The organism is Paraglaciecola sp. 25GB23A (assembly GCF_040012495.1).
Taxonomy (GTDB): Bacteria; Pseudomonadota; Gammaproteobacteria; order Enterobacterales; family Alteromonadaceae; genus Paraglaciecola.
The window spans coordinates 42894-52429 of record NZ_JBDYKM010000027.1 but is presented as its reverse complement, the minus strand read 5'-3'; the positions used below and the strand labels follow the sequence as shown (position 1 = coordinate 52429).

The window sequence follows — 9536 nt, the reverse complement described above, 5'->3', positions numbered from 1 at the left end:
GCGATAGTTCATTAGGTTGGCGCAATAACAAGCAAAGGCATCGGACGCAAAAAGCCGCGCCGTTGCTTTGAACGTTACGCGCTTTGACAGTGTTGCGCAACATGCTACACTCTGCGCATGATCAAATCATTCAAGCACAAAGGCCTAGAAAAGTTCTACAACACCGGAACTAAAAAGGGCATTCAGGCTACTCACGCCACCAAACTAAGGATGCAGCTTGCGGCTTTAGATACTGCCCATTGTATTGAAGATTTGGACATCCCAGGTTATCGGCTGCACCCGTTAAAAGGTAACCGAAAAGGTCTGTGGTCTATTACCGTCAATGGTAACTGGCGTGTAACTTTCGAGTTTGAAGAAGGCCATGTTTATATCATTAACTATGAGGATTATCACTAATGAGTATGCATAACCCCCCTCATCCAGGTGAGTTTATCAAAGCAACTTACATGGAGCCATTTGATATTAGCTGCCGCAATCTTGCAAAACATCTTGATGTAGCGGCTTCAACTCTTAATCGAGTCATTAAGGGTCAGAGTGGTATCAGTCCAGAAATGGCTCTAAGGCTTTCTAAGGCTTTAGGTCGTAGCCCAGAAAGCTGGCTTACCATGCAAGACAACTACGATTTGTCAATTGCTAAAAAGCAGACAAAGCTGACGAACGTTTTTCCCCTTGACCTAAGTGCCGCATAACAAGGCCAACAATTTGACCTCCTTACGCTGCGCTTCAGTCATCAAATTATGGCGGCGTTATGTTTCAAGGTAGGTTCTGTTGAGTATTGTAGATAGTATTGAAAACTTATTGATACCAGACTACTACACTAATTCCTTAGGTGGTTTAGCGCCAATTGAATTGCTTTTGATGAAAAAGAAGGCCTTCGCACGTTATGTGCTAGTCGTAAAATCGTTGAGTGATATTTCTAATTTAGCATCAGAAATCGCTGAAGTTAGAAGCCAAATCAGAAAACGTACGAATGCTCTTTGGATGGTCAGAGAGGTTGGCGCTTATGTGGTTTTTCGCGTTGATAAGCTACCGAAATTGGAACGTGCAGCTATTGAAGTTGACAAAACAGGTTTCCACGCAGTAATAATTCAAGGTGTTCATTTCATATCAGCTTCTGGACAGCACTTGTTTAATCATTCAAAGTGGCTTAATCACACTTTCGGTGGCGCAGTTGGGATCGCAGAGAGGATCGAGTCAATTGAAACATAACAAAAACATCATGGTGGGAATTTTACTCGCTGAAAAAGCGCACCTAAAATTCCAATATGTTAAGCGTTAGAGGTTAAAGGGATTAAATGGAATTAGAAGTTTCAGATATACGTAATGTAAAAAAAAATATGCTCATTTTGATGACGATTTGGCCATTGCTTGATTTAGCTATTTTCGTCTATCGGCAAGAATTTTCAATTCTTATCAGGCTTTGTTTGACTTGTGCACTATTTTTCATGATTTACCGTGGGAAAAATTGGGCTCGTCAACTTTTTTTGATATTTGCGATGCTAGGCTTAATTATTGGTGTCGGAGCGTCTATTTATTTCGCCACCATATCAATTTGGATTGGAGTTGGCATGTTACTTTTTACTGTGGTTCTGGCAACTTTGCCAAGCTATTTGGTGTTTAATAAAAAGGCTAAAGCATATTTTGTGTCCGCCACCCTTGTAAAAAATAGCCACTAACAAAAACATCATGGTGGGAATTTTACTCGCTGGATAAGCGTTCCTAAAATCCCCATTAGCAAAGCGTTAGAGAATCATTTGGAAATTTCATGGAATTTAGTTGGCAAGGAATCATCACTTCGGCTTTAACTGTTGGCCTCATCACGTATGTAATTAATTCTGCTAGCCACTCTGTCAAGCAAGGACAGTTAAAATACGGGCTATTTATAAAAGGATTGGGGATAGTCTGTTTGTTATTCTGTTTGGGCCCACTTTGGGTTTATTTAACTGATAACTATCAAGTAAATAAACCAGGGCAGGCCGCTGCACTCATTGGATTAACAATAGGCTTTGGCTTTTTTGCAATCTGTACGATAGGTGAGGGCTTTTTTGTAAAGGGAAGTTATGATGAATCCTCAATTAATTTCTCAACACTATGGACAGGTTCAAAAGCTTGCAACTGGGGAGACCTTGAATCGGTAAAGTTTAATATCCTTTGTTGCTGGTATGTTTTGCAATTTAAAGATGGAAATACTATACGAATATCATCTTATTTAGGTGGAAACGGCTATCTTTTGGATTTTTTACGTGAAAAAGGACATGATTTCTAACAAGCCAAGTCAGCGGGAATTTTACTCGCTGAAAAACACTCTCAAAATCCCCCACTTGGGGCGTTATACAAGTTAGCAGACAGTGGAGGTTGAAGTGAAAGGTGCATCGGTTGGTTTTAGTTTTTTAACATTGATAATTTTGCTGATGGCTATTGTCGGGCATATGTTTATCTTTGTTGGTATCTTCACTGAACAAGCCTCTACCATAAATTTTTTGGTTGTTACTCCAATATCACTACTTATCTTTTTGTTTAATGCTCTCATCGTTTTCGGTCTTAGGCGGCGCTGATTTTGGGCGTTTCTTTTTGGAAGTTTTGAGATGATTGTTCTGATAATTGTAGCATCGGTAAATATTTGGTCGGCTGATATGTTTGGCGTTATTTTTAGTTTATTCCTGATGGTATTTTCAATTTCGATGCTTTTCGCATTGCGTAATGATTTCAATGAGATTAAGGCACAAGAGATACCGCATGTATAACAAGCGCCTTATGCTCGCCCAACAAGTTGGGTTGGGACAATTACTCGCTGCAACTTCGTTGCAAAACACTCCTAATCGCCAGATAGGCGAGCGTTATATGCCAAAGGGAATTTGAAATTGCTCTTCGATCGGTTCAAGTCAGAAAAACCAAATGTATATTTAGGATCACTCGCGGTAGTTTCTGAAGACAACTTTACAAAAATAGAAAACTTTTTCTCATTCACTGGCAATTCCCTGCAAGACCATATGCGGACCAAACTAGAGGAGGCTTTTTGTCTTCACAGTGTTTCTTCAGTAAAAGAAATCAAGCCTTCCGATGTTGGATTAGATATTGTTATCGTAACTCTTCATGGTGGGGACGCTTTTTCTATCGACTGGGGTGTAGGCGGTTTGCCTGTATTTTGGCGTCCTAAAATTAAACTTGTTTCACGTCTTTATAATTTGAAATCTAAGAAAATAATTAAAACGTTCAAAGTATCAAAATCGGTAATTTGGCGGGAATTTTTTATAAAACAGTTCAGTTTTAGGGGAATTTTTTGTTGGGGACCGCTGTATAGTAATCAGGATATGGAAATACTTCTTTATCAAGCATCCCTCGAACTCATAGACAAAATGCGTAAGGCTATTTAAACATTGGCTTATAACAAGAGACTATGTTCATCCAATACACTGGGGTGGGATGATTACTCACTGCAACTTCGTCGCAAAATACTGATAATTGCCTCACAGGCGAGTGTTAGTGCTTCGTGCAAGTTTAGCCAGTAAGCCAGCGCCCCATATGCTAAGCGATAGTCAAAATTATGGAAACTAGATACAAAGTTAGATTAAAAAACAAAGTTAAAATTAGGATAATTCTGACTATGGGTGTTGTATCAGCAATGATTGCTTTAGTTGGGTTAAATTCCTTTCGTTCATTTGTGGTTAAAACACCAAAGCCCAAATTTGTTGACTATATTTGGGGTGAAGTTTTAGATCCAACATCATGGGAGACTGCAAGACGTCCAACAGGTTTTTTTTATGCTCCAGGTTACCCGTATGGCGGAAAAGTTAAAACGAAAAATGGCAACGTCAAGGTGGGTAGTTACAAGCCAATTTTTGAGGGGAACATTATTTGTGTTGGTGAACAAGTAGATGAAAACTCAAATAAAACATACTTTTACGTTGCGGTTGATTTACAATATTGTGGTTAACAAAAGATAAATTGAAAATTATTCACTGCAACTTGGTTGCAAAAATGCTCGTATTTTTCAGTTTTACTAAGCGTTAAATTTAGTTAACCAACCAAGGAGCATGCAAATGAGTGATCCAATAAGAGCGTCTAATATTCCATATCCAGTCGAAGTTGAATCTGGTAAATCATATTACTGGTGCTCATGCGGTCAAAGCAAAAGTCAGCCTTTTTGTGATGGCTCACATAAAGGTTCAGAGTTTTCGCCAGTAAAATTTCAGGCAACAGAATCAAAAAAAGTTTATTTTTGCGGCTGTAAAGCCACCGCTTCGCAACCACTGTGTGATGGCAGCCACAAATAACTAAAGTAAGCTGCCACTCGTTTGTGCGCTGGACTCGCTAATGCTCGGCAGAGTGCAGGACGTTAGCTTAAAAGGAGAATTATCAGCACATGGATAAATTAAAAATAATAGGTCTTTTGGCTGTTTTTTTAAAAAGCATGTCATTCAAAAGGACAAAAATAGTTGGCTTTTAATTCTCTGTTACTAATATTAGCCAACAATTTTTTACCTGTTAATTAAGTGCTGGCTGAGAAGCCCCTCAAAACATAGCCTCACTTTTTTGTTAGTCTAGTTAAGATACTCAACAATGGCCTATGTTATTTGTTCTGAGTTGATTTTGTCATCTGTAGCGCTTTTGCTCACTTCTCTGACTAGCCTAGTAGTTGAAAGCACTGGTCGGTGACGCAAGATAATAGCTTGAAATGTGCGTTTATAATTTTGCTTTACAGCGACGAGGCCGAGTAGTGTTAACAAACATTCTGCAAGCATAGCAATCAGTGGAAGGATAGATGTTTTGCTTGAATGTTCAGGCAATCTTTATCGAGAAAATCGTGTGAGATATTTGCGTATATTTTTGTTAAATATAAGATTTTTTGTGAAATCAATGGGTTTAAATAGCGCGATGCGTGTCTCTATTATTAATGCAACTTACATTTATGACGGGAATCGTTAGATTGTAGTGTTTTAAGTTGAGGAGAGTTCAGTGTCAAAATACACTATTGTCTTTTCTTACTATGTTTTGAGTTGAGTGCTGAAGAGAAAACTATGGATAACATACCTAATAAAAAAATTACCATTGAGCAGCTTGATGAATTGTTTAATAACCTTCGGGAGGAAGGGCAATGGGATTTATCTAAACCACTTCTTTGGGGATATTACTTTTCTGATGCTGATCCTAATAAATTACAATCGGTTATTCCTAAAATTGAATCTATGGGTTACTCCATTGTTAATATATTTCAGGCTAAAAAAGAAGTTGAGACTGAAGCGGATTCATTTTATTTACATGTGGAAAAAGTAGAAATTCATAACAGTAAATCACTTGATAAAACAAATGATGACTTTTATATTTTTGCACTTAAAAATGGCTTGGACTCATACGATGGCATGGATGTTGGGCCTGTTGAGCAATAAACTTATTATCAACAAATAATAATGCTTACAAAAAGCGCGGGCAGGGAAGCAAGCAGTCTGTTATTTGATTTTAATCCGATAGATTTTTAACCCTTTCCGAAATCGGTGATCCGAATACTGAAGATGCCTCCATTTTTTAGTGAAATCAATTGGTAAAGTATGAATTAATGTCACTATTTTTGCTGGTAATAGATTGGAGGTAAAGGGGGATATTGCACCTATACTCAGGTGCACATCCAATATTTTGTGTATACTTCAGACCGCGCGACGCTACTTGCAAGTCCGTCCCCTCCAATACCATGAGAAATTACCTAATGTTAAACCCCGAAAAGAAAAGTCGTCCCCGTGCCTTGATCGTCGCCGTGCAATTAGATACCGTCAGCGATGTTGAATTCGAGTCGTCGTTGGCTGAATTAGGTGACTTAGCAAAGACCTTAGGGCTTGAAGTAGTCGGTAAGTTTACACAAAAACGTTCCTCTTTTGACTCGACGGCATACGTGGGCGTGGGTAAACGGGAGGAAATACGACAGTTCTTAAAGGGTCAACAAGCAGGTTTTGAGCGCTTGTCGCAGCCTATTGCTGACGTTGAATTTATTCTAGTTGACCATGAAATTTCGCCTTCTCAGGCACTTAATTTAGAAAATGAAGTGGGTTGCGAGGTGATGGATCGTACGGTGGTTATATTGGAGATTTTTCATCGCAATGCTCACTCACACGTAGCTCAGGTACAAGTTGAGATAGCACGTCTGAGTTATATGGCACCGCGCTTGCGTGAGGCGGCCAAGCGCGAGGGACCTTCAGGACGCCAGCGCAGCGGAACCGGGGGCAGAGGTACAGGGCAGTCGCGTAGCCAAATGGATAAACTCAAAGTTCGCGACCGTATTGCCGAGCTGCAAAAGGAAATTGACGCCATAGAGGGGAGTCGCGATACCCAGCGCTCTCGACGTCAGGGACAATCGGGGCTATCGCAGGTCGCTCTGGTCGGTTATACGAACGCGGGTAAATCTACCTTAATGCGCGCCTTGACCGGCAGTGAAGTTCTAGTGGCTAACCAATTGTTTGCTACCTTGGACACAAAAGTGCGCACCTTATACCCAGAAAGTGTGCCAAGGGTTTTGGTGAGTGATACAGTTGGTTTTATCAAAAATTTACCCCATGGGCTAGTTGCCTCGTTCAAGTCAACCCTAGACGAAGCCCTTAACGCATCACTTTTGTTACATGTTATTGACGCTAGCGATCCTGGTTTTGAGATGCAGTTAGAAGTAACGGATAGAGTGTTGGCTGAAATTGGTGCGGATAGTGTGCCGCGCATTCGGGTGTTCAATAAAATTGATTATTTGGACGACGTGGCTGCACAAACAGAGCGTATTGCTGAGCTGCAAGTAAAGTATCCTGGCTGTATTGTTGTTAGTGCCCGCAGTAAAGACGATATAAGTAAGTTGCATAAGGCGGTTGTAGAGTCCTTTCAGCAGCAACTGATAGAAGCCGAGATTTTTTTACCTTGGTCAGCGCAAGGATTACGTGGTGATATCTTTGCCTCCTGCAAAGTGCTTGAAGAGCGGGCTGAAGAAGCCGGCGCATTTTTTCGCTTTCGCGCCACACCTAATGTGGTCGCTAGACTACGCGAACTTACAGACGACGCGAGCTAAGACCAGCAAAGCTTTAAGTTATAGTCATTTATGATATACGAATAGTCTTATTGATTAGCGGCAAAAGATTACATTTAGGGGGCTTTATCAGGACACTCATGCTAATGACCTTAATAGGACATCCAAGATATTGACCTTGGAATTTTATTACTTTGACAGTGGTTATCATGGCTGTCCTGATAATTCATTCTTGTGACCTTATTAGGACATCCAAGATATTGATTTTGGAATTTTATTACTTTGACAGCGGTTATCATGGGTGTCCTGATAATTGATTCTTGTGACCTTATTAGGACATCCAAGATATTGACCTTGGAATTTTATTACTTTGACAGTGGTTATCATGGCTGTCCTGATAATTCATTCTTGTGACCTTAATAGGACATCCAAGATATTGATTTTGGAATTTTATTACTTTGACAGTGGTTATTATGGCTGTCCTTATAATTGATTCTTGTGACCTTATTAGGACATCCAAGATATTGACCTTGGAATTTTACTATTTTGACAACGGTTATCATGGGTGTCCTGATAATTGATTCTTGTGACCTTATTAGGACATCCAAGATATTGACCTTGGAATTTTACTATTTTGACAGCGGTTATCATGGGTGTCCTGATAATTTTTAATAGGACAGCCAAAATATTGCTCTGGGAATTTTATTACTTTGACAGTGGTTATTATGGCTGTCCTTATAATTTTCTATGCTGGAGAGCTGCTTGCGGGTTTACTTGAAACGGATCAGTTATGCAAAATTTGATTTACAGTATTTTTAGACTAATTCGGTAAACTTATTGCCTAACAGCGTTTGGATGAACAAGCTTATTTATCAAATTAAATTAGAGTCTAATTTTATTGATCATCAAGTGCCCTCAGGCTCTGTGTTATAACTCAGCCGGGTAGCTTAGTGGCGAGGTTAGTCACAAATAATCGTAGGTCGCTGTTGCGGCTGCTTTATCATTTTGAATTTAAAAGGACCAAAGCAATGAGTAAAAATATTTTAGTGGTATTATTCACCTTCTTTTTACTGGCGGGATGCGCGGGGACAGTGCCTAAATTGGGTGTTATTGATGCCCAACTGATGCCGTGTCCTGAGACACCTAACTGTGTCAGCAGTCAAGCCTTAGATACGGAGCATTTTATCGCTCCCATCGACTTCAATGGCAGTCGAGAGCAGGCTCAAGAGCGTCTGTTACAAATACTAAAATCCTCAGAGCGGACAAACATCACTGTCGTTGAGGAAGATTATATTCGGGTAGCGTTTACCTCTGCAATATTCAGATTTGTTGATGATGTGGAGTTTTATTTTCCTGCTGTAGATAGCGGAAAAATAATCATACATACTCGTTCGGCTTCACGCATTGGTTATTCAGACCTAGGCGCGAACAGAGCTCGAATTGAACTAATTAGAAGTAAATTTAACGCATATTGATGTCAATAAATCGATTTAAACATCGTGCAAAAAATATAAGTAGGTGTCTGTGCTAAGTGCACCGAGAACCTTCAATTCACTAAGGTTATAAAGCGAAATCATGACAAGAAAAATATTATCCTTGAATGTCAAAAAACATAAAGAAGCTAAACCAGCAGATGAGTTGGTCAATGGCGTATCTGTTGATAATCCTGAAAAGCGTTTTATGAATGGCGTAGCCGTCAATCCGACGCAGTGTATTCGTTTGGAATTAGGCTCTGAGGAACTAAGCACTCGAGCGATGGATTTGATCACCCCCATTGGCATGGGCCAGCGCGGTTTAATTGTTGCACCTCCGGGCTGCGGAAAAACCACCTTGTTAAAACATATCTGTCAGGCGGTAGGTAAGGCTTATCCTGAGATAAAGTTATATGCTTTACTTATCGATGAGCGACCGGAAGAAGTGACTGATTTTAAGCGCAGTGTGCCGGCACAAGTGCATGCATCCTCTACCGATGAAAGCTTTGAACAACATGTGCGTGTGGCTAACAACCTGTTAAGCATTGCGCGCCGAGAAGCTGGTGAAGGCCATGATGTGATGATTGTTATCGACTCACTTACAAGGCTGTCGCGAGTACACAATGCTTCGCGTAAGAGCAGTGGTCGCACAATGTCGGGCGGGCTTGATGCTAGAGCGCTAGAAATACCACGGAAACTGTTTGGATCTGCGAGAAAGATCGAAAATGGTGGGTCGTTGACAATTCTAGCCACCATTCTCATTGATACTGGTAGCCAGATGGATCAGGTCATATTTGAAGAGTTTAAGGGTACCGGAAACATGGAAATTGTTTTGTCTAGGGAAATTGCCAATCAGAGAGTTTTTCCTGCGTTAGATGTAGCGAAAAGTAGCACGCGCCGAGAAGAGCTACTGTTAAATTCGAAAGATATTGAAGGTGTCAGAGTTTTGCGCAGGGCACTTAGCCCTCTCAAACCCTTAGAAAGTGCCCGAAAACTGGTTGAGTTGCTGGAAAAATACCCGACAAATGCAGAGGTGATCACTAGTCTGCTGCCCAAAGTTTAAAATTCTG

The 9536-nt window shown here is 40.3% G+C and carries 14 protein-coding genes; 13 read left to right on the top strand and 1 reads right to left on the bottom strand.

Annotation, left to right across the window (positions count from 1 at the left end):
• Positions 1–117 precede the first annotated feature (117 nt).
• From ABKW31_RS20425 to ABKW31_RS20405, 5 genes are all read left to right on the top strand, one after another.
• A complete protein-coding gene (locus ABKW31_RS20425) occupies positions 118–396 on the top strand; it encodes a type II toxin-antitoxin system RelE/ParE family toxin (RefSeq protein WP_348618454.1) in 279 nt (92 codons plus the stop codon).
• On the top strand, positions 396–689 hold the full coding sequence (locus ABKW31_RS20420; RefSeq protein WP_348618453.1) for a HigA family addiction module antitoxin: 294 nt from the start codon (positions 396–398) through the stop codon (positions 687–689). Before ABKW31_RS20425 ends, ABKW31_RS20420 begins: the two co-directional genes overlap by 1 nt.
• A gap of 79 nt (positions 690–768) precedes the next feature.
• Positions 769–1209, top strand: coding sequence for a hypothetical protein (locus tag ABKW31_RS20415; protein ID WP_348618452.1), 441 nt, complete (start codon positions 769–771; stop codon positions 1207–1209).
• Between the two features lie 86 nt (positions 1210–1295).
• Positions 1296–1676, top strand: a complete 381-nt coding sequence (locus tag ABKW31_RS20410) for a hypothetical protein (protein ID WP_348618451.1) — start codon at positions 1296–1298, stop codon at positions 1674–1676.
• Positions 1677–1765: 89 nt separating this feature from the next.
• The gene (locus ABKW31_RS20405; RefSeq protein WP_348618450.1) at positions 1766–2266 is read left to right on the top strand and encodes a hypothetical protein; all 501 of its coding nucleotides are present in this window, start codon (positions 1766–1768) and stop codon (positions 2264–2266) included.
• Between the two features lie 72 nt (positions 2267–2338).
• On the opposite strand, the gene ABKW31_RS20400 is transcribed toward ABKW31_RS20405, so the two are convergent.
• The gene (locus ABKW31_RS20400) at positions 2339–2710 is read right to left on the bottom strand and encodes a hypothetical protein (RefSeq protein ID WP_348618449.1); all 372 of its coding nucleotides are present in this window, start codon (positions 2708–2710) and stop codon (positions 2339–2341) included.
• A gap of 26 nt (positions 2711–2736) precedes the next feature.
• On the opposite strand from ABKW31_RS20400, the gene ABKW31_RS20395 reads away from it, so the two are divergent.
• From ABKW31_RS20395 to rho, 8 genes are all read left to right on the top strand, one after another.
• Complete coding sequence (locus ABKW31_RS20395) at positions 2737–2859, top strand: hypothetical protein (RefSeq protein ID WP_348618448.1); 123 nt, start codon at positions 2737–2739, stop codon at positions 2857–2859.
• A 2-nt stretch (positions 2860–2861) separates the two neighbouring features.
• A complete protein-coding gene (locus ABKW31_RS20390) occupies positions 2862–3374 on the top strand; it encodes a hypothetical protein (RefSeq protein WP_348618447.1) in 513 nt (170 codons plus the stop codon).
• A 230-nt stretch (positions 3375–3604) separates the two neighbouring features.
• Positions 3605–3934 carry a hypothetical protein gene (locus ABKW31_RS20385; RefSeq protein WP_348618446.1) on the top strand — a complete coding sequence of 110 codons (330 nt, stop codon included), beginning with the start codon at positions 3605–3607 and terminating at the stop codon, positions 3932–3934.
• A gap of 106 nt (positions 3935–4040) precedes the next feature.
• Positions 4041–4274, top strand: coding sequence for a CDGSH iron-sulfur domain-containing protein (locus ABKW31_RS20380; RefSeq protein WP_348618445.1), 234 nt, complete (start codon positions 4041–4043; stop codon positions 4272–4274).
• Between the two features lie 744 nt (positions 4275–5018).
• Positions 5019–5387 carry a ribonuclease E inhibitor RraB gene (locus ABKW31_RS20375; protein WP_348618444.1) on the top strand — a complete coding sequence of 123 codons (369 nt, stop codon included), beginning with the start codon at positions 5019–5021 and terminating at the stop codon, positions 5385–5387.
• A gap of 314 nt (positions 5388–5701) precedes the next feature.
• Complete coding sequence (hflX, locus tag ABKW31_RS20370) at positions 5702–7036, top strand: GTPase HflX (protein ID WP_348618443.1); 1335 nt, start codon at positions 5702–5704, stop codon at positions 7034–7036.
• Positions 7037–8022: 986 nt separating this feature from the next.
• Entirely contained in the window at positions 8023–8469 is a 447-nt protein-coding gene (locus tag ABKW31_RS20365; RefSeq protein ID WP_348618442.1) for a DUF1499 domain-containing protein, read from the top strand.
• A 100-nt stretch (positions 8470–8569) separates the two neighbouring features.
• Positions 8570–9529: a transcription termination factor Rho gene (gene rho, locus ABKW31_RS20360; protein WP_348618441.1), complete on the top strand. Its 960-nt coding sequence runs from the start codon at positions 8570–8572 to the stop codon at positions 9527–9529.
• Positions 9530–9536: the final 7 nt, after the last annotated feature.